The sequence below is a fragment of the Salinimicrobium flavum genome (assembly GCF_042684505.1).
GTDB lineage: Bacteria > Bacteroidota > Bacteroidia > Flavobacteriales > Flavobacteriaceae > Salinimicrobium > Salinimicrobium flavum.
Genome location: NZ_JBHULT010000006.1, coordinates 485958 through 511886, shown reverse-complemented (window position 1 = coordinate 511886; position 25929 = coordinate 485958). Strand labels below are relative to the sequence as shown.

Genomic DNA, 25929 nt, shown 5'->3' with positions numbered 1-25929 from the left:
ACAGGGTTTTATTAATTTTCATTAATAACAAAACGTAGAGGATGCAATTATCGTACCCCTTTACTTCTTCATTGCTTCAATTCCCGGCAGACTTTTCCCTTCCAACATTTCAAGCATGGCTCCGCCTCCTGTTGATACGTAGCTCACTTTATCTTCAAGATTATACTTTTTAACCGCGGCAACAGAGTCTCCGCCCCCCACCAGGGAAAAAGCTCCGCTTTTGGTCGCACTGGCAATATACTCCCCTATGGCTATTGTTCCCTTTGCAAAAGGTTTCATTTCGAAAACTCCAAGTGGACCGTTCCAGAGTATGGTTTTTGATTCTTCGATCACATGGCCGAAATTTTTAATGGTTTCAGGTCCTATATCCAGTCCCATCCAACCCTCAGGAATCTCATCAACAGGAACCACTTCTGTACTCGCCAGCTCAGAAAAACTGTCGGCAATTACAGAATCCACCGGTAAATGAACCTTCACACCCTTATTCTCTGCAGATTTCAGGATCTTTAAAGCAAGTTCCTGTTTGTCATCTTCAATCAGGGAGCTTCCAATTTCTCCTCCCCTGGCTTTTATAAAAGTATAAGTCATTCCCCCACCAATTAATAGATGGTCTATTTTATCCAGTATATTCTCTATCACAGTGATCTTTGTAGAGACCTTCGCGCCACCCAGAATAGCCGTAACAGGTTTTTCTGAATTTCCAAGAACTTTTTCAAGACTCTCGATTTCTTTTGCCATGAGATAGCCGAAGCACTTATCATCAAAGTATTTGGCAACAACAGTTGTGGAAGCATGTGCACGATGAGCCGTACCAAAAGCATCATTCACATAGATATCACCCAATGAGGCGAGATCTTTTGCGAATTCTTCGTCTCCTTTTTTCTCTTCTGGATGGAACCGCAGGTTCTCCAAAAGCAATACCTCCCCCGGTTGCAGCTCAACGGCAGCTTCCTTGGCCACTTCTCCCACACATGCAGGAACGAACTTGACCCTAACCCCAATGATCTCTGAAACCTTTCCTGCAATATTCTCAAGGGAGAATTTTTGCTCTACCCCCTCCGGTCTACCCAGGTGGGACATCAATATGGCGCTTCCTCCATCTTCAAGGATCTTGGTTATAGTTGGTTTTGCAGCTTCAATTCTGCTGGCATCGGTCACCTCAAGATCATCGTTTAAAGGAACATTGAAATCTACCCTGATTAATGCGATTTTATTTTGAAAATTGTAGTCGTCTATGGTTCTCATGGTCGTGTTTTTATACTCAAAGAAAATTTTTCTCTAAGATATAAAAGTGTAGATAAATTCTATCTTTGCTTATGCTATTTTCTGAAGTATTAGGTCTAGCCCACATAAAGAACCATTTAACCACAACGGCTGACAGGGGCCGTATTCCCCACGCCCAGTTATTTGTAGGGCCTTCTGGGAGCGGAACCTTACCCATGGCTATAGCCTATGCTCAGTACGTGCTTTGTAAAAATACTGGTGCAGAGAACAATACAGGAAATGAAGCCTGTAACATCAAAATTAACAAGTTCTCCCATCCCGATCTTCATTTTGCTTTTCCCGTAGCAGCCAATGACAAGGTTAAAAAGAACCCCGTTTCGGCTAATTTTCTTGAAGAATGGCGTCAGTTTATCAGTGGGGAACCCTACGGAAGCCTTTTTGACTGGTACAAAAAGCTGGAAATAGAAAATAAACAAGGACAAATTGGAGTTTATGAAGCTCAGGACATCGTAAAATCACTCTCCCTCAAATCCTACGAAGGAGGATTTAAGATCATGATCATTTGGGCTGCAGAAAAAATGAATACTGCCTCTGCGAATAAGCTTTTGAAGTTGATCGAAGAACCACCAGAGAATACTCTATTTATTTTGATTACTGAAGAGGAAGAAGATATCATTCAAACCATCAGGTCAAGATGTCAAACCCTCCATTTTCCGCCGCTTAATGAAAGTGTGATTGCCGAAGGACTCATGAAAAATGAAAACTGCGACCGGCAACAAGCGATGACTATAGCACACAGGGCAAACGGAAATTACACAAATGCCCTCCATATCTTGCTGCAAAATTCGGGTGAGGAACAATTCGAAGAATGGTTCATTACCTGGGTAAGAAGCGCTTTCAAAGCCAAAGGAAACAAATCTGCCATTCAGGATCTCATAAGCTGGAGTGAGATGATCGCCGCAACCGGAAGGGAGACCCAAAAGAAATTTCTCCTGTTCTGTATGGACTTTTTCAGACAGGCATTGTTACAAAATTATAAAACTGAAACCCTGGTATTTTTGAAGCCTCAAACCCCGGGGTTCACTCTTGAAAAATTCGCGCCCTTTGTAAGCGGAAATAATATTAAAGGTATCACAGCAGAACTGGAAGATGCCTTTTATCACATAGAACGAAATGGGAATGCAAAGATCATTCTTACAGATCTGTCAATTAAACTCACCAGACTATTACATAACAATTAAAATTCATGGAAAACTTTTCAATCAATATTCCAATTCTCTTAATCCTTATCTTCACCCTTATCACTTTTCTTCAATCTGGTCTTGACAAACTTTTCGATTGGGGAGGAAATATTGGCTGGTTAAAAGGCCATTTCGGAAAAACTTTTCTTGGAGGTATGGTGCCGTTATTAGTAGGTACCATTCTGGTACTTGAGGTTATCGTAGGTCTAATGGCAATAGGCGGAATCTATACTTTGCTGGTAAATGATGATCTCACCCTGGCTCTCTGGTCTCTGGTCCTTGGGGCAGTAACTTTATTAATGTTGCTGTTTGGGCAAAGAGTGGCAAAAGATTATGCCGGTGCATTTACAATAACCGGATATTTTATGGTGGTTGTATTTGGTATTTATCTTATAACTGCATAAAAAAAGGGTTCCTGATCAGGAACCCTTTTTTTATGCAAATCGTTTGGACTTATTCTTCAGTTTCAACAGAAGTTTTACCGGAATTTAATTCTTCCAGGATCTCTTCCGTAATATCAAGACCTTCTTTTGCGTACATAATGTTAGCAGATTCGTTCGATCCAAATATGTATGTGTAGTCATGTTCTTCTCCATAAGCCTTTACAAAATCCTTCACCTTTGTAACCAAAGAATCAATTACCACATCACTTTCCTGTCTTAACAGCCCGCTTCTCATTTGTTGCTGTTGCTGAAGCATTTGTTGCTTTTGTCTAAGTTCCTGTTCAGCTGCCTGTCTTTCGGCCTGAGACATGGTAGCCATATTCTCCTGGTATTCCCTCACTTCATTCTGGAACCCGGTGGCTACAGAATCAAGCTCAGCTTTCATTTTTTCAGACTTTTGAGTGAAACTGGCTTCCACTTCTTTCATTTCAGAATATTCCTGAATCAATTTGGTGGTATCCACATAAGCCGTTTTCTGATCATTACATCCTACCAGGAAAGATCCTAATAAAATAACAGCAAGAATTTTTTTCATTTTCTATAAAATTTAGTTTGAGCAAAAATAAGAAAGGAATTGAACTATGATAGGGAATCTCCTGAAAAGTGGCGTTATCAAAATTTTTGATACCACAGGAATTTATCTATAGTAAAATTCTATGAATTTTGGATCCAAATAAAGGCTTGTATGCGCTTTAACCCGGAAAGGGAATAGCTTATCCTTTCCTTACGCCGTAAAATGGCTGTAATGGCCTAAAAAAGGCATTTTCAGGATTTTTTAATAAAGTAAGCAATAGAAGAATACTCCTTTGTCCACCTTGCTTCGAGATTTGATCTAAGTCCGTTGAAGAATGCTTTTAGAGGATGGGATTTCCCATACCTGTTTTTTTCTGAAAGCAAACTAACATAAAAGGCATCAAAAGGTAATCCCTTTTCTGAACATACCTTAAATGAAAACTTACGAAAGACTTTTCTAATAGAGTGCCTTGAAAAATGATAAAGGTGACGGGGAACATCATAGGCCGCCCAAAATTCTTTATATAATATTGCGTCGTAACTGTTGTAATTAGGAACAGCTATTACAAGAAGTCCGTCCCTTTTAAGAAGACGATCCAGTTCAGCGATTTGTATATCAAGATCGGGCACATGTTCAAGAACATGCCACATAGTGATCACATCGAAATGATCTGAAGGAAAAGATGAAGTATCCGCTTTTAAATGAACGCCTTTTTTATACGCAATCTCCCGGGCTCCCGTATTTGGTTCCACTCCCGAAATCTTCCAGTCCTGTTCTTTTGCCTCTTTTAAAAAATCACCGGTTCCTGCTCCTATATCCAGGAGATTCCCTTTTTCTTTTTTTGCTTTTTTGATCCAGGAAAGTTTTTTCCGAAGCATGTATGATCTAATCAAGTGATAGATCTTATCAAAAAACGTTTTCTTTGAATCTGTGTGGGAAATGTAATTCTCGCTTTTATAATATTCGGGAAGTTTTTCAATTTCAGGGCGAGGGTGGGTCACTAAAAGATCCAGATCCTCATCCTTTTTTAGTTCAAAGAAACGACCACTAACGGTGTGATCTTTACAGATCAAAAATGGTTTTTCCTCATAATTTGTTGATGGCATTCTATAAACAATTTGATTTTTGAAGCAGTTGTTCCACGTGGAACTATTTTATTTATCTGCCCATGTATACCAATAAAACCGAAATATCATTGGGGCTTACCCCGCTGATCCTCGAGGCCTGGGACACCGAAGTTGGTCTTATCTTCTTTAATTTTTCCCTGGCTTCGTAAGACATGGATTTGATCCTGGAATAATCAAATGTTGAAGGGATCTTGATCCCCTCTAATCGGTGCAATTTATCAGCATTATTCTTTTCCTTCTCAATGTAGCCGGAATATTTTACCTGAATCTCGGTCTGTTCCAGTTCTTCTTCATTCAGGTTATTCTGCAGAATGTAATCATTCACTCCGCTAAATTTCCTAACATCATCCATAGTGATATTTGGCCTGGAAAATACTTTGAAGATCTTATCGCTCTGTCTCATTGGGGAAGATCCTTTTTCTTCAAGGACTTCATTCGCTTCTTCAGGAATCACGCTCGTTTCTTTCAAATAGTTGACAAATCCATGCGATTTTTTTTGTTTGGATTCCATTTTCCGGACTCGTTCTTCTGAAGCCAAACCTATTTCGTGGGACTTCCCGGTCAATCTGAAATCTGCATTATCCTGTCTTAAGAGAGTCCTGTATTCAGCACGGGAGGTAAACATTCGATAAGGCTCTTCAGTTCCCTTTGTAATAAGATCATCTATTAAAACTCCAATATAAGCCTCACTTCGTTGCAGAACGAATTCCTCACGTTCCTTAACTTTTAAAGCCGCGTTTATACCTGCCATAAGACCTTGGGAAGCTGCCTCCTCATACCCGGTGGTTCCATTTATTTGTCCGGCGAAATAAAGACCTTCAACAAGTTTAGTTTCTAAGGTATGTTTTAATTGTGTTGGAGGGAAATAATCATATTCTATGGCATAACCTGGCCTAAAGAATTTCACTTTTTCAAAGCCGGCAACAGAACTCAGGGCACGAAACTGCACATCTTCAGGAAGCGAAGTAGAGAATCCGTTGATATACATCTCCACAGTATTCCATCCCTCCGGTTCTATAAATAACTGATGCCTGTCCTTATCGGCAAACCGGTTTATTTTATCTTCTATTGAAGGGCAATATCGGGGACCAACACTTTTTATTCTTCCATTGAACATGGGAGACCTGTCGAAACCTTCTTTGAGCAACTCATGTACTTCAGGAGAGGTATAAGACATGTAACAGGACCTCTGTTTTGAAAGTGGTACTGTTTCGTCAAGATAAGAGAATTTGGAGGGTATGTCATCCCCCGGCTGCTCCACCATTTTGGAATAATCGAGAGACCTCCCGTCTACTCTCGGGGGAGTTCCCGTCTTCATTCTTCCTGACTCAAACCCTATTTTAACCAGCTCCTCTGTAATTCCCGTCGCCGCTCTCTCCCCAGCACGACCACCACCAAATTGTTTATCTCCAATATGTATAAGACCATTCAGGAATGTTCCGTTGGTAAGAATGACAGACTGTGCTTTCACTTCGATTCCAAGGGAGGTTTTCACCCCCACCACACGATCATTTTCTATCAATAAACCGGAGACCATTTCCTGATAAAAATCAAGATTAGGGGTGTTCTCTAATCGCTGTCTCCAGTGCTCAGCGAACATCATCCTGTCACTTTGCACCCTCGGACTCCACATTGCGGGCCCTTTGGATTTATTAAGCATCTTAAACTGAATTGCACTGGTATCACTTACTAAACCGCTGTACCCTCCAAGGGCATCAATCTCACGAACGATTTGCCCTTTAGCGATACCCCCCATTGCGGGATTACAACTCATTTGTGCGATATTTTGCAGATTCATGGTGATAAGCAAAGTGCTGCATCCCATGTTGGCCGCAGCCGCAGCAGCTTCGCTACCGGCGTGTCCGGCCCCTACTACAATAACATCATATTTCCTTTCAAACATACACGTTCTGCTTCTATTGTTCCACGTGGAACATTTCCATTTTTTCTTCTTCTTTCTTTCTCATCTGGCCCTTCTCCTTTTCAGATTTATCTGAATAACCACAAAAGTGAAGGATCCCGTGAACCATTACTCTTCGGAGTTCTTCTTCAAAAGGGACCACAAAAGCTTCAGCATTCTCAGTTACTCTTTCGCTGCTAATAAATATATCTCCGTTTAAAATGTTACCCACAGTATTATCAAAGCTGATAATATCTGTATAGGTATCGTGGTCAAGATATTCACGATTTATATTAAGCAGATATTCATCATCGCAAAAAATAAAACTGATTTCGCCGGTCTTCTTCCCTTCCGAAGAAATTACCTTTTTAAGCCAGCTCTCGTAGAGCGATTCTTCCTGAAGGGAAAAATTGTTTTCTGAATAAAAGTTAATCGTCTCCTCGTTCAAAATACTCTTTTACTTTCTGTTTGTAAATTTGCCGCAAAGGTAAGGTTTGTCTATTTAATATTTCAGTGGCAGGAAAATATTCTTTTGCCTTGAGAATCTGCTGGTTGCTTCTGTTATTCGGGGTTTCTTTTCCGGTCTCAGATTCCCTCTCAGGTCTTTGTCCTTGTTCCATTTCAGCCTCTTCCAGTTCCATCAATTTGTGTTCCAATTGCTCCATTTTTTCCCGGGTGCGATTATTGAACCCTTTTTCAAGTATTTCCTTCTCTATCTGCTCCATTTCCTTTTGAAGCTTGTTGCCACCCGGACGTTCCCCATTTTTCTTTAAATATTCTTCAAGTGCCCTCCTCAGCATTTGTTGTTCCTTATAAATCTCGAACAGTTTCTCGCTCTGATTTTCATCCTCTCCGTTCCCACCTTCATTTCCCTTAAGGCCTTTTCCCTCCTTCTGTCCTTCTTTCATACCCTCTCCCAGCTTTTCCTTTAATTCTCCCTGCTTTTGAATGATATCAGGCAACTGCATTCCCTGACCGCTCCCTCCTTTTCCGGCCCCGGAAGCCTGGTTCAACATCTGTTCCATCCTATTGAGGGCATCACTAAGGAAATAGGCGAGATCATTCACACCGGTAATGACGTATTGCTGACTGGCCAATCCCTGAGGGATCTCATTTTGTGCAAGACGTTCCAAAGATTTGTCAAGATCATAATCAACATCAATAAGTCTTTTTGTGATCACTTCAGAGATCATGGGATTACGAAGGGATAAAGCATAAAGACTGTCATCTATATGATGAAAATTTTCCCTGAGAACATTCTGTCTCTTGAGGTTTCCGGAAAAAGAAGGACTGTTCCTGCCGGATTTTTTAAAGACCTCCATCAGGTCTTCCTGTTCAAAGGAAAAGGTGATAAGGTTGTCCAGGATCTGTCGAAGCATATCTGCATCTTCCTGCATCTGTTCCATTTCCCCCATTTGCATTTGTTTCTTCATTTTTGCAGCCATTTGCTTCATCTTATCTGCTGCTTTCTTTTGCTCCTTTTTGGCCTCCTTCTTATTTCCCTGCTCCAGTTCTTCCAGGGCTTTGTTCTGGTCTTGTTGAATTTCCTGTTCCTTCTTCTCGTCCCGGCCGAGATCAACCGGGGTTTTCAGTCCTTTGTTCTCCTTTCCCAGCTCTTTAAGATCCCCGAGAACTTCCTCGGTCTCTTGCTGAAGACTGTCTTGTGCGGTGGGTGTATTTTTCTCTTCCTCTGCATTCGAGAGTTCCTCCTGGTCCTCGCCCAATTGCTCCATCTCAGAAGCCAGTTTTTGTAATTTCTCCTGAACATAATATTTTCTAGTAAGCTCTAAAAGCTGTTCCAGGCTCCGTTCACTTTGTTTGGCATTTTTAGATAGCTCCTCCAGTTTTTCAGAAAGCCCTTCCTCCTGGATCTTTTGAGAATATTTTTCAAGCTCCTCCAGTAACTCCTCATTCTTCTTGAGTTCTTCCTGCCTCTGCTTCAATTTTTCTTCCAGATCTTTTTTAAGATCTTCATTAAAGGATTCTTCCTCTTTCTCAAGGGTTTCCTCCAGTTTTTCAGAATACGATTTCATGATCTCGTTCTGATCCTTTTGCCTCTTTAAAAAGTTTTCAAGTTTCTTTCGCTCGTTAAAATTGAGCTCTGACCTCTCTTTGTTCAATCTTGAAAATTCCAAAAGTTCCTTTTCGGAAAGTTTCATTTCCTTCAGAGAGCCGTCAAGGGTATTGAGGGCATCTTTTTGTTGCTCCAGCCTTTGTTCTCTCTCTTCGTCATCTGTATTCCTTCTGTAGGTAAAGGTGTTGCTTTTTACCCTTTTATAACCATTAAGTGCGTCATTATCAAATACTTCAAAGTAAAACTGATAGAATTTTCCCTTTTCCAATTCCAAAGTATCAGGAAAAACACTTAAAAATTCGGCAACGGTACCTGTTCCCACATCAAGATTTCTGATGATCTTTTCATTAGAAGTCTCCGTAGGCTCTACAACCAGCCGCACACGGGAGATACCGTGATCATCGGTTGCTTTTCCGCTGAAATAATGCGTCTCCCCTTCGAGGGTGTCCTTTTTATGTTCAAGGGTCAATCGGGGATATTCATCCTTGACCACCTTCAGGTAAAAAGAGAGATTCTCATAGTTGACGACCTCCCGGTTTGAGGTACTTATTTGATAGTTTAGGGAATTCCTTAGTTGCTTTTGGGCAGAAAACGTATTTCCCTCTTTCCGGAAAATTTCCGTAGTATCTTTTGAAACAAGTTTCACTTCATCTGTAGCATTGGTTTCCATGTTCCAATTGACCTTTGTGCCTTCAGGTATGGTCGCATTTCCTGTTCCCTCGATGACTTCATCCCTCATGCCCGTATGCTTCGGAAAATAAAGCTGCATTTGTAAATTTGTAAGTCGTGGTACTTTTATGACCTCAACCTTATACTCCCTTGAAACCACTTTATTTCCGGAGAGGGTAAAATTAAAGGACCCGGTTAAGGGTTCGAACCGGTAACGGAAGAGACCCGGAGATATTTGATTGAGGTAATAAGACTGGCCACCATAATGTATAGAAGCTTGTTCAGGAATGATCTTACCTTCGGTAAATATCTCAAGCTCTAAAACTTCATTTTCGCGAATCTTTAAGGAATCATTTCCCAGCAGAAATGTAAAAGGTGCGGGGGCTTCATAAGCCACTTTATAATTCACCACCCGCTCATAACTACTGGAAAAGATCTCTGTCCTGCCCGAGATCAGGATCAGGAGAATTATGATGATTGGTATGGCTGCATATTTTAAGTAAGGCAGGTTCTTCCGGAAATCTACGGCCATGGAAAAAGGAACCGGCTTCAATTCCCGGGATTTTTGATCGATTCCGGCCAAAAGCAGTTCTGTCTGGTGCCGGCTGCTCTTAAGTTGAAGAACATTCAGGAGTTTGTCATTAACCTCGGGAAAATGTTTACCAATAATGATGGAGGCCTGAGTATAATCTATCCCTCTGGAAAGCTTAAAAAGTTTGAGCAAGGGATAAATAATGAAACGCAGGAAAAGAAAGGTTTCCACCAGAACAAAACTCCAGAACAACAGCGTCCTTCCCCGGCTATCTAACCAAAAAAGATATTCAATAAAAAGGGTGACCAGAAAATAAAGAAGGCCAATTGCCACAAAAAAAATCAGCCCCTTTAAAAGCTCGTTCACATAGAAGCGTTTGATAAAAGCCTCCAGTTTTTTTCTTAATATCTCGAAATTATCCATGCCCCCACCTTTCAATCTCCTAAAATTACGATTTTATTTTAAAAATTATCTGAACTTTCCTTTTGGTTCCAAATTTCTTAAACCTAAAGAAACCCTTATCTTTGCCCTCCTAAACCAGCAGCTATGTCTACAGAAAAAGTGAGGGTGCGTTTTGCACCAAGTCCCACGGGACCTTTACATATTGGAGGAGTAAGAACAGCTCTTTTCAACTACTTGTTTGCCAAGAAACATGAGGGAGATTTTATTCTTAGGATCGAAGATACAGACCAGGCAAGATATGTGGAGGGCGCTGAAGATTATATCGTAGAATCTTTAAACTGGCTGAATATTCCCTTTGATGAAGGCCCGGGAAAAGATGGTGGGTATGGTCCATACCGACAAAGTGAACGCCAGTATCTGTACCGTGATTATGCCCAAAAACTTTTAGCCTCGGGTGACGCGTATTATGCATTTGATACTTCAGAAGAATTAGATGGTCACCGGCAAGATCATGAAGCAAAAGGGAAAACCTTTATCTACAACTGGCATAACCGTCAAAAACTTAATAATTCCCTTTCCCTTTCCGAAGCAGAGGTAAAACAGAAGCTTGAAGCAGGCGAACCATACGTGATCAGGTTTAAAGTCCCCAAAAAGGAATCCCTCCACTTCGAAGATGAAATACGCGGGGAAATGGTGATTGAAAGCCAGATCCTTGATGATAAAGTTCTTTTCAAGAGTGACGGGATGCCCACCTATCACCTTGCCAATATCGTGGATGATCACTTAATGAAGATCACCCACGTAATTCGCGGAGAGGAATGGCTTCCCAGCCTTGCCCTCCACGTTCTCTTATACCGGGCATTTGGCTGGATTGTCCCCAAATTCGCCCATTTACCACTTATCCTGAAACCACAGGGGAAAGGTAAACTGAGTAAAAGAGATGGTGATAAACTGGGATTTCCCGTTTTTCCTATAGAATGGAGAGATCCTAAATCGGGCGAAGTTTCTTCAGGGTACCGTGAAGACGGATATTTCCCCGGTGCAGTGGTAAATATGCTGGCTCTCTTAGGATGGAATCAGGGAGGAGGAAGTGAACAGGAGATCTATTCCCTGGAGGAGCTTGTAAAGGCGTTTTCCCTGGAACATGTCTCAAAAGGAGGTTCGAAGTTCGATCCTGAAAAGACCAAATGGTTCCAGCACCACTACATGCAACTGGCAAATGATGAGAAACTCGCAGCTGAATTTGATGTTTTTCTTAAAAATAAAGGGCTGGAATTTCCTCAGGAATATATTATCAAGGTCATTAGCCTTCTAAAGGAGCGTGCTTCGTTTTTAAAGGACTTCTGGGAATTAGGCAGCTATTTCTTTACAGCACCATCAGAATACGACCCAAAGGCCTCTAAAAAAGCCTGGAAAGAAGATACCTCAGATATATTGGATAAGGTAGTTGTCATTCTGGAAGAAACAGAGGATTTTAATACCTCTAATATCCAGGACAGGGTGAAATCCTGGATCACTTCAGAAAGTATAGGTTTTGGAAAGGTCATGCAGCCTTTCAGGTTATCTCTTGTTGGTGCAATGCAGGGACCAGATGTCTTTGAGATAGCTTCCCTGATAGGAAAAGAAGAAACCATTGAACGCCTGAAGAAAGCCCAGGCCACCCTTTAAAAAAAAAGCCCCGAAATTGACATTTCGGGGCTTCCTGTTTTATAGAATTTCGTTCTACAGGAAAATCACTATGCCTCCTGAGATCATGCTCATATGCCCTTTTAAAGTAGGAAAACTTCCGTCCTTCTCTTTTAGTCCCTGATCATTGAGTTTTCCAAGAATGTTGTTTAGCCCGTACTGGTATTGAGCCCAGAATTTGAAGGTCTCAAATCCTCCACTCAATCCAAATGCAAGATTGAAGTTCACTGTTCCAACCTTTTCAAGGTCTATCGCATTAACATCGTAGTTTCCAACGTAGTAGTATTCCTTATCCTGTCTCGCATCCATTTTTCCGTTCACCTGAAGTACCGGCCCCGCCTCCACACTTAAGTAATGGTCGTAAAGTTTATAACTTCCGAAGAAATTAGCCTGAACACCAATCATTGTATATTCGATCTCGGCTGCCGGGGAGCTAAGCTCGATCTTCTCCCGCCCGTCCATGGTCATTTTGAAATCATAGAAATTGATCCCGTAAACGAATTGAAAATCTTCGTAAAAGGAAGCCCTGGTGGTGAAACCGGCAGTCCAGCTTATGCCCGGGTTTACCGGCAGATTATTGGTAACAATATCAAAGCGGTTAGCACCGGCCTGTAATCCAAGCCTGTTATATTGACCGTCCCATAACTGTTGTGCGGTGCCATGAAAAGAAAGAAAAAACAGACCAGTAATAAGAAAAAAATGCTTCAAATTCATAAGTAGGTTCTTTTAAAAGGCCAAATGTAGGGGTTTATTTTCTATCTTAACCGTTAAAATAAACTTACAATATCTATGATCACAACAGTTTTGACCGCCTTTGTTATTATCCTGGGATTCATTATCCTCTTCTCAGGAATTTTTACTGTAAAACAACAAACGGCCGCCGCTATTGAGCGCTTCGGAAAATTTCAGAGGATTAGTAATAGTGGTTTACACTTCAAAGTCCCGGTTATTGACCAGATCGCCGGAAGGATAAACCTGAAGGTCCAGCAGCTTGACGTGTTGGTAGAAACCAAGACAAAAGATGATGTTTTTGTAAAACTGAAGATCTCTGTTCAATTCCAGGTTATTAGCACCCGCATTTATGATGCCTTCTATAAGCTCGAGAATTCTCATGACCAGATCACCTCCTATGTTTTTGATGTGGTGCGGGCAGAAGTACCAAAAATGAAACTTGATGATGTCTTTGAAAGAAAGGATGATATTGCGATAGCGGTAAAAAGGGAACTTAATGAAGCCATGCAGGATTATGGCTATGATATCATTAAAACCCTGGTTACAGATATTGATCCTGATATACAGGTGAAAGCGGCCATGAACCGTATCAATGCATCAGAAAGGGAAAAAGTTGCTGCAGAATATGAAGCTGAGGCAGAACGTATTAAGATCGTTGCTAAAGCTCGTGCCGAGGCCGAAAGTAAGCGCCTGCAGGGCCAGGGTATTGCAGACCAGCGACGGGAGATCGCCCGTGGTCTTGAAGAAAGCGTAGATGTTTTAAATAATGTAGGGATCAATTCCCAGGAAGCATCTGCTCTTATCGTGGTTACCCAGCATTACGATACCCTGCAGTCACTAGGGGAGGAAACCCAAAGCAACCTTATACTACTGCCAAATTCTCCTCAAACAGGAAGTGACATGCTCAATAACATGATCGCGTCTTTTACGGCTTCAAATCAAATAGGGGAAGCTATGAAAAAGGATAATGCTTTAAGGGAACAAAAGCGAAAGAAAAAGGAAAATCAAAAAGATAACAGGACCCGTAATTATCCAAAAACCGAAGAACCGGGAAATGAAGAGGGACAGGATGAGGTTTAATCCTTCTCCCCGAATTTATCACCAATAAATCCAAGGACAGAGGTGGCTCCTTTTAAGATGAGGGCATTCTTGAAGATGCTTCCTGCAGCGTTTTTAAGCAATCTTTTGGGAGCCAGGCTTTCTTTGGTCTGGTGATAACTTAAAATGATCTTTTCTTTATCGATCTCTTTCTGCAATTTAAGCAGGGTGAGATCTCTGTCTATTTCATCAAAGTTCTTATATTCTCTCATCTTCTTCCTTAATTATGATCTCATCTGTCTTATAATCGGCGGTAGCTTCGTACTCCGGATGATTCATGCTTGGTTTTTCCGGTTCTCCGAAAAATTTCCTGGAAGCAGGTTTCAGCATCATTTTATTGATCACTGAACTGCCAAAGAAGGCGATTATAAGCCCAACCAGCAGGTAAATGCCACCCACAATAAAAAATCCGCTGCTTGGAGAATCCAACCAGTTGCTAAGGGCCACAGAAACGGCAATAGAAAGGAACAGGATCGCAAAGAGTACAAAAAAAGCTATTGCCGCACCTTTAACTGCGGCAGTAGCCCCTTTCATAGTCTTGTTAAACAAATCCAGTTTATAATACTCCGCACTGCTTTCAGCGAAGGAGCGAATGTTTTCGTTTAACCTGTGTAAGTTGTCTGATATTCTTTCGAATGCCATGTTGTATTTAGACTACAGCATTATCAGAAGATGATTCTACCCCACCTTTTTTATCCTTCTGAAATTTAGCATTTTGTTTCCTAAGCTCTTCCAGCTTAGTTTCCAGGCTGCTTAAAATTTCATCAGCTTTAAAACTGGCAGAAGATAAAGTTTCTTCAAGCCTGTCTTCAAAATCCATTTTGGCCTGTTTGGCCTTTTGACTTAGATTGGAAGAAGTTTCACGGTAACGACGGTTAAGGTCATCCTGTGTTTTTTTTGCATTCTCTCCAAGTTTTCTTCTTGTTTCCTCTCCGCTGTCAGGTGCATATAACAGTCCAAGGCCCGCTCCTATTGCTGCCCCGGTCAATAATGCTAAAAAGGTACTTCCTGAATTTGCCATGATATATTGGTTGTTTAGATTAATACTATAATCAAATATAGAATAATGCCCTTTGCCGGGCTGTTAATAACCGGTTAATATCCATTTTCCAATGCTAAAGTATTCTTAACAGGGAAAATTTGGCCTTAACTATTTATTCTTAGAACCCCAAGAATCCCGCAAGCCAACTGTTCTGTTAAAGATAAGATGGTCTGGATTACTGTCTTTGTCTACGTTAAAATATCCCAATCTCTGAAATTGAAAAAGATCCAGGGGTTTTGCCTCCTTAAGGCCCGGTTCCAGGTAACCTGTAACCACATTAAGGGAATCAGGATTTAAGAATTCCATATAATCCTTTTCCTTGTCGGCATCAGGTGCCTCCACGTTAAACAGGCGGTCATATAACCTCACTTCTGCTTCAATGGCGTGTTTTGCAGAAACCCAGTGAAGGGTACCTTTCACCTTTCGCATTGACTCTTCGGTACCACTGCCGCTTCGGCTTTTTGGATCGTAGGTACAATGTATTTCTGTGATCTCACCGTCTGCATTCTTCACCACACTCTCACCCTTAATGATGAATGCATTCTTTAGCCGGACTTCTTTTCCGAGGGTGAGCCTGAAGAATTTACGATTCGCTTCTTCTTTAAAATCTTCTTTTTCAATATAAAGTTCCCTGGAAAAAGGAATTTCCCTGGAACCGGCAGATTCATCCTCGGGATTGTTCTCAGCCTGCAGCCACTCTTCTTCCCCTTCAGGATAGTTGGTGATCACAAGTTTTACAGGATCCAATACCGCCATAACCCTGGGGGCAGTTTTATTAAGATCTTCCCTGATAAAGAATTCAAGCAGGGAAACATCAATTACATTTTCCCTTTTTGCGACCCCAATGGTCTCAGCGAATTTCCTTATCGAGGCAGGGGTATATCCCCTTCTCCTCAATCCGCTTATAGTGGGCATCCTGGGGTCATCCCAGGAAGAAACGATCTTCTTGTTCACCAGTTCAGCAAGTTTTCGCTTGCTCATAATGGTATAGCTGAGATTTAAGCGTGCAAATTCCCGCTGCTTAGGTTTCACCCTGCCAGCTTCATAAACCTTCTCTAAAAACCACTCATATAGCTCCCGGTGCATTACAAACTCCAGGGTGCAGAATGAATGTGTCACGCCTTCTATGTAATCACTTTGACCGTGTGCCCAGTCATAAAGTGGATATATCATCCAATCACTCCCTGTACGGTGATGCTTTTTGTGAAGGCTCCTGTACATTATAGGATCTCTCATAAGCATATTTTTGGAAGCCATATCAATCTTAGCTCTTAAAACATGGGCCCCTTCAGTAGTCTCTCCATCTTTCATCTTCCTGAAAAGTTCCAGATTTTCCTCAATTGATCTGTCACGGTAAGGACTGTTCTTTCCCGGAGTGGTGGGGGTTCCTTTTTGTTCGGCTATTGCTGCGGAAGGTTGACTGTCTACATAAGCATCCCCGTTTCTTATCATCTCTACCGACCAGTTATACAGCTGTTGAAAATAATCTGAGGCATAGCATTCTTTAGACCATTCAAAACCCAGCCATTTCACATCTTCCTTGATGGCATCTACATACTCCTGCTCCTCCTTGATTGGATTGGTATCATCAAACCTAAGGTTTACCGGGGCATCGTACTTCAATCCAAGCCCAAAATTGAGACAAATAGATTTTGCATGACCAATATGGAGATATCCGTTTGGCTCCGGTGGGAAACGAAACTGCAGTTCCTCCCTTTTAAAATCTTTTCTAAGATCTTCCTCTATTAACTGCTCAATGAAATTGAGAGATTTCTTTTCTTCCGCCATAATAACCGGTTATACTTTTAAGGGTCCAAAATTAAAGAAAATAAAGATCAATTGGCTGTCTAAATACATCATTAATGGCCCGCCTCTTCCCTTTCTGTCCTTAATTGTTTTTATCTTCGCATAAAATTTGAACATGGGAAGTATCAGACTTAAAAATATCAAGGTTTTTGCCTACCACGGTTGTCTTGATGAAGAAGGTAGAATAGGCAGTGATTACCGGGTAGACCTGAAAGTGCAGGGCGACCTTTCAAGATCTGCGAAGACAGATCTTTTAAAAGATACCATTGACTATGTTCACCTTAACAAGATCGTGAAGGAGGAAATGGCAATACGCTCAAAATTACTGGAAACAGTAGCAGAAAGGATACTGGACCGGGTCATGAATGAATTGCTTATCGTACAGAAAGTAACGGTAGATGTTTCGAAGATCAATCCACCAATTGGCGGAAATGTGGAAATGGTCACTGTAAGAAGGTCTAAGAGCCGTTAATACTCAATTTTTTCAATGCTCCTGAAAAAGATAGCCTGAAAAAAGAAATTTTATTACATTTGCCTTCCGTTGAAATAATGGCATCGTGGCCGAGTGGCTAGGCAGAGCTCTGCAAAAGCTTGTACAGCGGTTCGAATCCGCTCGATGCCTCTAAAAGCTCCTTATTAAGGGGCTTTTTTTATTTAATATACCAGGTACCTTGATTCGGGAAACGTTTTGAGATTTGATTCCTTAGAATTTCCTTTTCAATGAGAACCTTAAAATCCCGAAGCGTCGGGACAGGTTGATGTGAATAAGCTTTTGAGACAGTACTATTTATCGCCACGCTCCCTCGATTTATCTATAAAGATGCCTTTTTCTCCTCCAGATACCTGTTATATATCTGGGTAACCAGGTAAATATTATCTATCGTAAACTCCCTTTCCTCGATCCTTTTCATAAGCTCCAGGTTATCTCCGAATAAAGCTTCGGTCACCGGATAAAAACCGGAATTAAAGACCCGTTGAAATTCTTCCCCTTTATGAATATAAACTCCCGAAAGATCTGCATTAAAGCTCATTTCTAACCCTGAGCCTGTATTGCCCTGAATAAAGTAATAAAGGGATACCGGTCCCTCAAGGATCAACCTGCAGAAACTGCCGTTTATCAGCTTGTAAACTTTGTTGTCTACTGAGTAGGCTGAAACCACATCTGATTTTATTGGATGCTTTTCCCCTTTTTTATCCAACAGGAATCTTTTTTGCATAAAAAAACTGGTTTTTATCTCTCCATATACCGTGTCATTTTCTTTGGTCACTATATAATCGGGGATGACCCGTACCAGGGTTTGATATTCTCCCTCCCGGTAATGAAATATCTTCCCATTCCTTCTAAAGGTCCTGATTTTTTTCTTTGAAATTTTCTCTTCCTTTATAAATGATTTTCCGTCCTCCCCGGTAACCCTGTGATAAAACCATAATCTGTTCTGGGTCCCGTTAGTCCTTATCGCCCCATAGAACGTATCTTTATCCTTAACTATGTAGTCGAGAATATCTTTTTGAGAATACGATTGCAGGGAAAAGAAAAAGAACCCTAACAGTAGCAGGAATTTATTATTGAGGAGCATCTTTTTGTATTATAATTTCTTCGGAAAGATAGAAAAAAGATTGAAATAGTGTAAGAAGAGACTTACATAAGTATTGAGAGCAATCCCATTATTTCTTGGAATGACCGGAAGGATTACCCTTGAATGAATCTACTTCCATATTGATGTAGAAACTCCGTTAGAAGAATTCTCGGGGGTAATATTGTCTATCTGCTCCTGTAACTGATTAATTTCCTGGGGAACCAATCCCTGTCCCACAAGGAATATCCCAAAGACCATTAAAATTATACTGATGCCTTTTTTAACCCTGTAGATACGGGTAGGTGTAAGTTTACGATTCAACTTTTTGGCAGCCAGGATCTTGAAAATATCCACCACCAGATAAGTACCTAACACGCTTCCAAAAAATATCGAAATACGGTTGGTCTCCATTTCCATTTGAGGTCCAAAGACAATGATAAGCCCCAGCCAGAAACCTAAAACCCCAATATTTATAAAGTTTAATAAAAAACCTTTTGCAGCCAGCCCCAGGTAATCCCGTTTATTCAGCTTCTGAATTTCGGGTACTTCCTCATGCTGTAAGACAGGTTTGGTTTGGATGAACTGGATGATTCCGTAAGTAACCAGGATACCTCCCCCAAAAATAAAAAGTGACGGGTCATCCTTGATGCTGTTAAGCAATTTTGTGGTACTTAAATAGGCGATTATCAGGAAAATAATATCGGCAAAAATGACTCCGGCATCAAATGAAAGAGCAGCTCTGAAGCCCTTTATAGCAGCCGTTTCCAAAAGAACGAAGAATACCGGGCCCAATAAGAAAGCAAGGAAAAATCCCAGGGGTATGGCAGCCAGTATATCTTGAAACATCAGGAAATTTGAATTTTCACAAAGGTAATATTTTACTTCACTTATAAAATTTTACCTCCCAGGCTGGTCTTGCGATCCACTTCGGCAGGGTTTCCAAAAACCTCTACAATACCTCCCAGTTTCGCTGTTGCCTTTACATATTCACTGGCATAAACTTCACCTCTTCCGGCAGTACTAACACTCACAGTTGTATTTTGGGTTTTAAGGTCGCGCGCATAAACATGGCCGCCACTGTTAATCTCTACCTCCTGTTCCCTGGCTTTTCCCTTCAGGGTTATTTTTCCGCCTGAAATTGCCCGGGATTTTACATTTTCGGAATTTACTTCAGCAAAAACCGCAGCCCCTTCCTGAGCTCTTATGATGGTAATCTTCCCCTCCAAAACACCCCTGGTCTCTACAATAGATCCTTCATTGGCATCAATGGTCTCGATGGATTTCCCATACACGGTGATCACGGTATTGTCTTTTGACCAGATATTGTCCAGGCTTAACCTTAATTCCAAACGGTAATCAACAACATCGAATTTCACTTTCTCTTTGCTGTGACCGCTGATCTCAATCCTGTTCTCTTCAGAAGGAATGACAATTACTTCTACCCCGTTAAAGGTTTTTACCTCTCTGAAATCCTTTAATTCCCTAACCACATCCTGCGCAGAAACCTGCAGGCTAACAAAAGCAGTAAGAATTATAGTTATAAAAAATAAGCGATTAGTTCTGTTCTTCAACTTCATTTTTACTTCCGATTAAATTAAAATCAAGGTGGCGTTTGACCAGGTCAGCATTTTTAACCGTGATATAGACTTCATCGCCCAGCTGATAGACCTTTTTCGTCTTTCTGCCCACAATGGCAAATTGTTCTTCATCAAAATCAAAATGATCCTCCCTGATATCCCTCAGCCTGACCATTCCTTCACATTTGTTGGAAATGATCTCCACATAGATACCCCATTCAGTAACACCTGAAATAACGCCGAGAAACTCCCGGTCATTGTGTTCCTGCATATATTTAACCTGCATATATTTTATAGAATCCCGTTCTGCACTGGTAGCAAGACTTTCCATCTGACTGCTGTGCTGGCATTTTTCTTCATATTCTTCTTCTTTCACCGTACTTTTTCCTTCCAGATAATGCTGTAAAAGTCGGTGGACCATTACATCGGGATATCTTCTGATAGGAGAAGTAAAGTGGGAATAATGACTAAAGGACAGTCCATAATGGCCAATGTTCTCTGTACTATAGTACGCCTTGCTCATAGTACGAATAGTGAGGGTATCAACTAAATTTTGCTCCTTGGTTCCCTGTACATCCTCGAGAAGTTTATTCAGGGATTTACTAATAGATTTGTGATCCTTTATGTTAAGTTCATGGCCAAATTTACCTACAAGGGTCTTTAACGCAAACAATTTTTCCTCATCTGGATCATCATGACACCTGTAGACAAAGGTCTTTTTAGGTTTCTGTTTTCCAATGAATTCTGCTACTTTTTTATTAGCAAGCAACATGAATTCTTCAATAAGTTTATTGGCATCTTTCGAGGTTTTGAAGAACACACCAACGGGTTCATTCTCCTCATCAAGATCAAATTTCACCTCCACCTTATCAAAAGAAATAGCCCCTTCTTTCATCCTTCTCTTCCGCATGATCTTGGCCATATCGTCCATTTGAAGAATAGCGGTAACTATTGAGTCTTGGGCCTGGTAGGGCTCATTGGTAAGGGAAATATCGGCCGGGATTTCTCCTGCCGTCGTTTCAATGATATACTGCGCTTCTTCATAGGCAAACCGTGCATCAGAATAAGTTACGGTTCTCCCAAACCACTCATCTAGGATCTCAGCCTTTTCGTTCATTTTAAAAACCGCAGAAAAGGTGTATTTTTCTTCATTAGGGCGCAGAGAACAGGCATTGTTTGATAGCACCTCAGGTAACATAGGAACTACCCGGTCAACCAGATAAACTGAAGTGGCGCGATTAAAAGCCTCTTCATCCAGTATTGTTCCTGGTTTCACATAATGAGAAACATCGGCAATATGAACACCCACTTCAAAAATTCCATCTTCAAGTTCCCTAAAACTAAGGGCATCATCAAAATCTTTGGCATCGTGAGGATCAATAGTGAAGGTGAGAATATCTCTCATATCCCTACGATTTTTGATCTCTTCCTCCTGTATGGAAGTATCGAGTTTATCGGCAAATTCTTCAATTTCCGATGGGAATTCATGCGGAAGTCCATATTGAGCCAAAATGGCATGTATCTCGGTATGGTGTTCACCCGGAGTACCAAGAACCTGAACTACTTTTCCGAAAGGGGAATCAGCTTTTTCAGGCCATTCTTCCATTTCTACCACCACTTTATCGCCGTTCTTAGCCTCTCCTATCTTATTCTTCTGAACAAAAATATCGGTATACATTTTTGGTTCGGGGATTGAAACAAAACCAAAATTTTCCTTGAGTTGTAAAACTCCTACAAAACGGGTTTTTTTACGGTTGAGAACCTGGGTAACCTCACCTTCAGGTTTTTTATTTCGTCTGCGTTTGTAGACATAGATTTCCACTTCGTCCCCGTCAAAGGCCTTGTTAAGGTTATTGGCAGGAATGAAAACATCGTCATCCAGGTCTTTCACAACAACATACCCGCTTCCCTTGGTGGTCATATCCAGAAAACCTTTATAATAATCTACATTGGAAACCAGGGTGAACTTTCCTTTTTCAACTTCCTCAATCTTTTTCTTAGCGGCAAGCTGAGCAAGGGTACGAATGATCTTATTACGGTTGGATGGATCATCTACTCCCAGAATGGAAGCGATTTGTTTATAATTATAAGTTTTTCCTGAATTCTTTCGAAGTATTCCCAGTATAGATTGGGTAACATTTTCCAGGACTTGAGTTTTCTTTGTTTTTTTCTTTCTTGTCATTTGAACTATTAAGCTATAAAATTAAGGCATAATAATAACATCTGTTGAATTCACATGTTATTTTTCATTTAATACCTACCCTTAGGTTCCTTCAAAAAATCATTTTCACCATTTTATTTAGAAAAATTTAACATAATACCTCATATTTCTTAAAAAAAGATTAATTTAGTTCATAATTTTAGGTTCCGAAGCTAAACCGGACTTTAACTAAGATATGAGGAAATCAACTAAAATAACATTGATCTTCGTTCTGATTTTCGTTATAGGGATACTAAGTTTTGTCACCTATATCAATTACAGCCTTAATAACCCTTCTTATTCAGAATCTTCTGAGCATTTTGAAGATGATCTTTCCTTCGGTTTTTCTGCTGAATAATTAGTATCTTTAATAGCAACAGCCCTGCTATGAAAGATTTTACTACCATCGCCATTTTTACTTTTCCACATGAATATGCTGTGCTCAAACTTCTTCTGGACCAGGCAGAAATACAATACTTCTTTCAGAACGAAACCATGGTAGGGGTTTTTCCCTTCTATTCAAATGCTATTGGGGGGATACACTTAAAAGTTCACTCCCGCGACATTGAACAGGCAAAAGAAATATTAGACTCTCTTAACGATACCTCATCTCCTTTAAAGATCGTATAGTTGTTAACAGCTATATTATTTATTTCATTTTCTTTCTTATTTAAAAAATTAAATGGTGATGTATTATAGTCTGTTAATATGTAGCATAACTTTTCAGGATAATTTTTGGGTCGTATTGAATAAGGATCCCAACCACAATTTATGAACAGGTTGTACAATACGTAAGAGCCTGATTTTAAAAATACATTAAGACTTTCTTAACAACTGTTCATAATGATATGTGAATATTAAAACGTTAAATTTTAACAAAAATGTTCTGTTCATAATCGGGATATGCCTGCTGAAAACTTTTCCAAAAAAGAAGATTTAAAAATTTGATACTCTCAGATATTAGTGCCTATTGATAATTTAAACGAATAAACCAAATTTCATTTTTAATTTTTGGTTCAATTTTATGAACAGGATTGTTAGTTTTAAGAAGGCCTGATTTTTAAGGTTTTGTAACATTTAATTAACAATCGTAAAAATTGAAGTTGATATACCTATTTTCTACCTTTGTGGACATCTTAAACCACTCATTATGAAAATATCTATCGGCAACGATCACGCAGGAACCGAATATAAATTTGCTATTACAGAATATCTGAAAGCCCAGGGTCATGAAGTGATCAATCACGGTACAGATTCAGAGGATAGTGTTGATTATCCAGATTTTGTGCATCCGGTAGCAAGGGACGTGGTCTCCGAAGATGTAGATTATGGTATCATCGTCTGCGGGAGTGGGAACGGTGCCAATATGACTGCAAACAAGCATCAGGGGGTGCGTTCTGCCTTGTGCTGGAATAAAGAGATCACTCAATTAGCCAGGGAACATAACGATGCCAATATCTTAAGTATACCAGCTCGTTATACTTCCAAACACCAGGTATTGGAAATGGTGCAGGTATTTCTTGACACCGCTTTTGATGGTGGAAGACATATAAGAAGAGTAGGTAAGATAGACCCTAAGTAAACTTAATGATGCAAATAAGCATTAAGACCTTTGAGGAGCTCAGCCTCCATGAACTCTATCAACTCTTACAATTAAGGGCTGAAGTCTTTGTAGTGGAACAGGATTGTGTCTACCAGGATATAGATGGTAAAGATGAAAAAGCTCTGCACGTGCTGGGTTTTGAAGGTGATCAACTTGTTGCCTACACGCGGATCTTTCCTCCCGGGATCTATTTTTCTGAAGCTGCCATTGGTCGCGTGGTAGTTAAAAACCAGAGCCGGAAAAACAGGTTTGGACATGAAATTTTGAAGGCTTCCATAGAAGCAATAGAAAAAAGGTTCGATACCAGAAAGATCAAACTTTCCGCTCAAACCTATCTGACCAAATTTTACGAAAGTCACGGTTTTATGCAAACCGGGGAAGGCTATCTGGAAGATGGTATTCCCCATATCGCTATGGTGAAAAATTAATTAGCGAAGGATATCCCTGTATTTCTGCTGATTGTTAAGTAACTCATGAGCCGTTCTTATCTCAGGATTGTGTTGTACGTAATACTCATACAAACCTTCTTTGTAAAAATAACGTTTGATTATTTCATCGGTTAAAAGACCTGTTATTTCTGCCCTCTTGGTATTAATAGCTTTTTCTTTTGAGGCATCAATGGATTTTTGAATTTCTCCATAACTTCCCGCAATCTCATCTTCAAAACCATCATAACTTGCTGCTTTTTTCAATTCTTCCAATTGCTTCTCGGTAAAGGTCTTATATTCAAAACCTGTCGAGGCAAGGAATTTCTTGAATTGGTTAAAATCCTTTTCTGAAAAGGTAAAATCTTCCGGAGAATCCAACTCATGTGAATAATAATAGTTAGTTGCAAAATCAAAAATGGCATTCTGCTGAAGTATCGCGTTGGTGATGTTGCTGAATTCTGAAGTTTCCATTTGAACATCTGGGGATATCCCACCGCCGTCATAGACCTTTCTTCCGTTACGGGTCATGAATTCATTATAATCGCTGGTAGAAAAGCGTACCGCGTTTCCTTCTTCATCCCTGTTCTGGTAATCCAACGCCTGGATGCACCTGCCGCTGGGAGTGTAATACCGGGAAATGGTGATCTTTAACTGTGTACCATAGGTAAGGTCTTTAGGTCGTTGAACCAAACCTTTTCCAAAACTGCGCGCCCCTATAACAACCGCACGATCCAGGTCTTGCAGTGCTCCTGCTACGATCTCGCTTGCAGATGCACTGCGGCCATTTATAAGAACTGCAATTGGGATATCCTGATCTATTGCCTTCCGGGTTGTGAAGAAGGTTTGATTGTATTTTTCAACAGTAGATTTTGTACTGGTGATAAGTTCGCCTTCAGGAATGAAAATATTTGCAACATTTATTGCTTCGGAAAGTAATCCCCCGGGATTTCCGCGTAGGTCCAGGATGATCTTTTCAGCTCCCTGTCCTTTAAGATCCTTTAAGGCCTGTAAAGTTTCAGCTGAAGCATTTCGGTTGAACTGAGAAAGTACAATATAGCCCGTATTGTTCTCCAGAAGTTTGTAAAAAGGAACGGCTTTTATCTCGATCTCCCCGCGGGTAAGGACAGTGGTCTTTGTTTCTCCCTGTCTTTTATAAGTGAGTTGCACCTTGGTGTTAGGAGCTCCTTTTAGGAGTTCTCCTGCATCTTCATTAAAATCTGCTACCGTTACCTCCCCTATTTTGATAATTTCATCTCCGGCTTTTAATCCGGCTTTATCTGCGGGGTAATCCTTGTAAGGTTCTACAATCGTGATCTGGTTCTCTTTAATACCCACAGTGGCCCCTATCCCGGTATATTCCCCGGCATTGTTGATTCTGGCAGCCTGTACCTCCTGCTCGTTCCAGTAATGGGTGTACGGATCAAGATCTTGCAGCATAGCGTTTATTGCCGTATCCATCAATTCGGCAGGATTGGTCTCATCAACATAGTTCATGTTGAGTTCCTTGAAAAGGGTTGTGAAGATCTCTATTTGTTTCGCGATCTCGAAAAAATCGGTTTTAAATCCTGACGTTCCCAGAAACAGTACCAGCAGGGTACCTAATACTGCGATCTTTTTGACATATTTCTTTTTCATTGCAGCCTATCTTTTTCGGTTTGTACCAGCTTTTTCAACAGTTCTTCGGTTCGGGTAAAAAGTTGGGAATAGGTAAGCTTTTCCCTGCCGATATAAATGAACATAAAAGCGTATGAAGATTCCAAGTTACTGTTAACAAGATACTTATTTTTTCTGAAAGCCTCACGCATTAACCTTTTTAAATGCATGCGGTCAACGGCTCGTTTAAAATTCCTTTTAGAGACAGATACCCCTGTTTGATTTTGACCTTCCGCTGAATCTTTGATGGGCAGATACAGGAGCAGTAAAGGATACTTTTTAATAGATCTTCCTTCTGAAAAGAGCTTTTCAATAAGGATCTTGCTCTTTAATCTTTCCTGTTTTCCAAAGCTTTGGTTCATGTCGTAAAAATAGAAAATTCAGGGGTATATTTCTTCCAA

Annotated in this window: 26 protein-coding genes and 1 tRNA gene; 10 read left to right on the top strand and 17 right to left on the bottom strand. The window is 40.5% G+C overall.

Annotation, left to right across the window (positions count from 1 at the left end; genetic code table 11):
* Window positions 1-60 precede the first annotated feature (60 nt).
* On the bottom strand, window positions 61-1245 hold the full coding sequence (locus ACFSTG_RS05670; RefSeq protein ID WP_380749434.1) for a phosphoglycerate kinase: 1185 nt from the start codon (window positions 1243-1245) through the stop codon (window positions 61-63).
* A 71-nt stretch (window positions 1246-1316) separates the two neighbouring features.
* On the opposite strand from ACFSTG_RS05670, the gene ACFSTG_RS05665 reads away from it, so the two are divergent.
* Both ACFSTG_RS05665 and ACFSTG_RS05660 read left to right on the top strand, forming a co-directional pair.
* Window positions 1317-2465, top strand: coding sequence for a DNA polymerase III subunit (locus ACFSTG_RS05665; RefSeq protein ID WP_380749431.1), 1149 nt, complete (start codon window positions 1317-1319; stop codon window positions 2463-2465).
* A 5-nt stretch (window positions 2466-2470) separates the two neighbouring features.
* A complete protein-coding gene (locus ACFSTG_RS05660; protein ID WP_380749428.1) occupies window positions 2471-2869 on the top strand; it encodes a DoxX family protein in 399 nt (132 codons plus the stop codon).
* A 49-nt stretch (window positions 2870-2918) separates the two neighbouring features.
* Here ACFSTG_RS05660 and ACFSTG_RS05655 read toward each other — a convergent pair whose 3' ends face one another.
* From ACFSTG_RS05655 to ACFSTG_RS05635, 5 genes are all read right to left on the bottom strand, one after another.
* Window positions 2919-3443 carry an OmpH family outer membrane protein gene (locus ACFSTG_RS05655; protein WP_380749425.1) on the bottom strand — a complete coding sequence of 175 codons (525 nt, stop codon included), beginning with the start codon at window positions 3441-3443 and terminating at the stop codon, window positions 2919-2921.
* A gap of 230 nt (window positions 3444-3673) precedes the next feature.
* On the bottom strand, window positions 3674-4528 hold the full coding sequence (locus ACFSTG_RS05650) for a class I SAM-dependent methyltransferase (RefSeq protein ID WP_380749422.1): 855 nt from the start codon (window positions 4526-4528) through the stop codon (window positions 3674-3676).
* 52 nt (window positions 4529-4580) lie between these two features.
* A complete protein-coding gene (mnmG, locus tag ACFSTG_RS05645; protein ID WP_380749419.1) occupies window positions 4581-6452 on the bottom strand; it encodes a tRNA uridine-5-carboxymethylaminomethyl(34) synthesis enzyme MnmG in 1872 nt (623 codons plus the stop codon).
* Between the two features lie 13 nt (window positions 6453-6465).
* Window positions 6466-6897 carry an rRNA maturation RNase YbeY gene (ybeY, locus tag ACFSTG_RS05640; protein ID WP_380749416.1) on the bottom strand — a complete coding sequence of 144 codons (432 nt, stop codon included), beginning with the start codon at window positions 6895-6897 and terminating at the stop codon, window positions 6466-6468.
* Entirely contained in the window at window positions 6878-10147 is a 3270-nt protein-coding gene (locus tag ACFSTG_RS05635) for a hypothetical protein (protein WP_380749413.1), read from the bottom strand. The genes ybeY and ACFSTG_RS05635 overlap by 20 nt, the downstream gene beginning before the upstream one ends.
* A gap of 123 nt (window positions 10148-10270) precedes the next feature.
* Here ACFSTG_RS05635 and gltX point away from each other — a divergent pair, with 123 nt between their 5' ends.
* Window positions 10271-11794: a glutamate--tRNA ligase gene (gene gltX / locus ACFSTG_RS05630; RefSeq protein ID WP_380749410.1), complete on the top strand. Its 1524-nt coding sequence runs from the start codon at window positions 10271-10273 to the stop codon at window positions 11792-11794.
* A gap of 54 nt (window positions 11795-11848) precedes the next feature.
* Here the strand turns inward: gltX and ACFSTG_RS05625 are convergent, their stop codons facing one another.
* Window positions 11849-12526 (bottom strand): hypothetical protein, encoded by a 678-nt coding sequence (locus ACFSTG_RS05625; RefSeq protein WP_380749407.1) that lies wholly within the window; start codon window positions 12524-12526, stop codon window positions 11849-11851.
* Between the two features lie 75 nt (window positions 12527-12601).
* Between ACFSTG_RS05625 and ACFSTG_RS05620 the strand changes: the two genes are divergently transcribed.
* Window positions 12602-13624: an SPFH domain-containing protein gene (locus tag ACFSTG_RS05620; protein WP_380749404.1), complete on the top strand. Its 1023-nt coding sequence runs from the start codon at window positions 12602-12604 to the stop codon at window positions 13622-13624.
* Here the strand turns inward: ACFSTG_RS05620 and ACFSTG_RS05615 are convergent.
* The 4 genes from ACFSTG_RS05615 to ACFSTG_RS05600 all read right to left on the bottom strand — a co-directional run bounded on the left by ACFSTG_RS05615 (window position 13621) and on the right by ACFSTG_RS05600 (window position 16472).
* Entirely contained in the window at window positions 13621-13854 is a 234-nt protein-coding gene (locus tag ACFSTG_RS05615; RefSeq protein ID WP_380749401.1) for a DUF6327 family protein, read from the bottom strand. The two genes, ACFSTG_RS05620 and ACFSTG_RS05615, sit on opposite strands and share 4 nt — an antisense overlap.
* Window positions 13841-14284 (bottom strand): phage holin family protein, encoded by a 444-nt coding sequence (locus ACFSTG_RS05610; RefSeq protein ID WP_380749398.1) that lies wholly within the window; start codon window positions 14282-14284, stop codon window positions 13841-13843. The genes ACFSTG_RS05615 and ACFSTG_RS05610 overlap by 14 nt, the downstream gene beginning before the upstream one ends.
* 7 nt (window positions 14285-14291) lie before the next feature.
* Entirely contained in the window at window positions 14292-14663 is a 372-nt protein-coding gene (locus tag ACFSTG_RS05605) for a YtxH domain-containing protein (protein ID WP_380749395.1), read from the bottom strand.
* Window positions 14664-14792: 129 nt separating this feature from the next.
* Entirely contained in the window at window positions 14793-16472 is a 1680-nt protein-coding gene (locus ACFSTG_RS05600; protein WP_380749392.1) for a glutamine--tRNA ligase/YqeY domain fusion protein, read from the bottom strand.
* 133 nt (window positions 16473-16605) lie between these two features.
* Between ACFSTG_RS05600 and folB the strand changes: the two genes are divergently transcribed.
* Window positions 16606-16962, top strand: coding sequence for a dihydroneopterin aldolase (folB, locus tag ACFSTG_RS05595; RefSeq protein ID WP_380749389.1), 357 nt, complete (start codon window positions 16606-16608; stop codon window positions 16960-16962).
* 79 nt (window positions 16963-17041) lie between these two features.
* A tRNA-Cys gene (locus ACFSTG_RS05590) sits at window positions 17042-17112 on the top strand.
* Window positions 17113-17302: 190 nt separating this feature from the next.
* Here ACFSTG_RS05590 and ACFSTG_RS05585 read toward each other — a convergent pair.
* The 4 genes from ACFSTG_RS05585 to rnr all read right to left on the bottom strand — a co-directional run bounded on the left by ACFSTG_RS05585 (window position 17303) and on the right by rnr (window position 21826).
* Complete coding sequence (locus tag ACFSTG_RS05585) at window positions 17303-18067, bottom strand: hypothetical protein (protein WP_380749386.1); 765 nt, start codon at window positions 18065-18067, stop codon at window positions 17303-17305.
* A 129-nt stretch (window positions 18068-18196) separates the two neighbouring features.
* Complete coding sequence (locus ACFSTG_RS05580; protein ID WP_380749383.1) at window positions 18197-18913, bottom strand: LysE family translocator; 717 nt, start codon at window positions 18911-18913, stop codon at window positions 18197-18199.
* 41 nt (window positions 18914-18954) lie between these two features.
* Window positions 18955-19644, bottom strand: a complete 690-nt coding sequence (locus tag ACFSTG_RS05575; RefSeq protein ID WP_380749380.1) for a head GIN domain-containing protein — start codon at window positions 19642-19644, stop codon at window positions 18955-18957.
* On the bottom strand, window positions 19622-21826 hold the full coding sequence (gene rnr / locus ACFSTG_RS05570) for a ribonuclease R (protein ID WP_380749377.1): 2205 nt from the start codon (window positions 21824-21826) through the stop codon (window positions 19622-19624). The genes ACFSTG_RS05575 and rnr overlap by 23 nt, the downstream gene beginning before the upstream one ends.
* 214 nt (window positions 21827-22040) lie before the next feature.
* Here rnr and ACFSTG_RS05565 point away from each other — a divergent pair, with 214 nt between their 5' ends.
* The 4 genes from ACFSTG_RS05565 to ACFSTG_RS05550 all read left to right on the top strand — a co-directional run bounded on the left by ACFSTG_RS05565 (window position 22041) and on the right by ACFSTG_RS05550 (window position 23875).
* Window positions 22041-22202 carry a hypothetical protein gene (locus tag ACFSTG_RS05565; protein WP_380749374.1) on the top strand — a complete coding sequence of 54 codons (162 nt, stop codon included), beginning with the start codon at window positions 22041-22043 and terminating at the stop codon, window positions 22200-22202.
* Between the two features lie 29 nt (window positions 22203-22231).
* Window positions 22232-22474: a DUF2007 domain-containing protein gene (locus ACFSTG_RS05560; protein ID WP_380749371.1), complete on the top strand. Its 243-nt coding sequence runs from the start codon at window positions 22232-22234 to the stop codon at window positions 22472-22474.
* A 520-nt stretch (window positions 22475-22994) separates the two neighbouring features.
* Window positions 22995-23426 carry a ribose 5-phosphate isomerase B gene (gene rpiB / locus ACFSTG_RS05555; protein ID WP_380749368.1) on the top strand — a complete coding sequence of 144 codons (432 nt, stop codon included), beginning with the start codon at window positions 22995-22997 and terminating at the stop codon, window positions 23424-23426.
* Between the two features lie 8 nt (window positions 23427-23434).
* Window positions 23435-23875: a GNAT family N-acetyltransferase gene (locus ACFSTG_RS05550; protein ID WP_380750801.1), complete on the top strand. Its 441-nt coding sequence runs from the start codon at window positions 23435-23437 to the stop codon at window positions 23873-23875.
* Here ACFSTG_RS05550 and ACFSTG_RS05545 read toward each other — a convergent pair whose 3' ends face one another.
* On the bottom strand, window positions 23876-25510 hold the full coding sequence (locus tag ACFSTG_RS05545) for a S41 family peptidase (protein ID WP_380749365.1): 1635 nt from the start codon (window positions 25508-25510) through the stop codon (window positions 23876-23878). It lies immediately after the preceding gene.
* Window positions 25507-25890 carry a ribonuclease P protein component gene (gene rnpA, locus ACFSTG_RS05540; protein ID WP_380749362.1) on the bottom strand — a complete coding sequence of 128 codons (384 nt, stop codon included), beginning with the start codon at window positions 25888-25890 and terminating at the stop codon, window positions 25507-25509. Before rnpA ends, ACFSTG_RS05545 begins: the two co-directional genes overlap by 4 nt.
* Window positions 25891-25929: the final 39 nt, after the last annotated feature.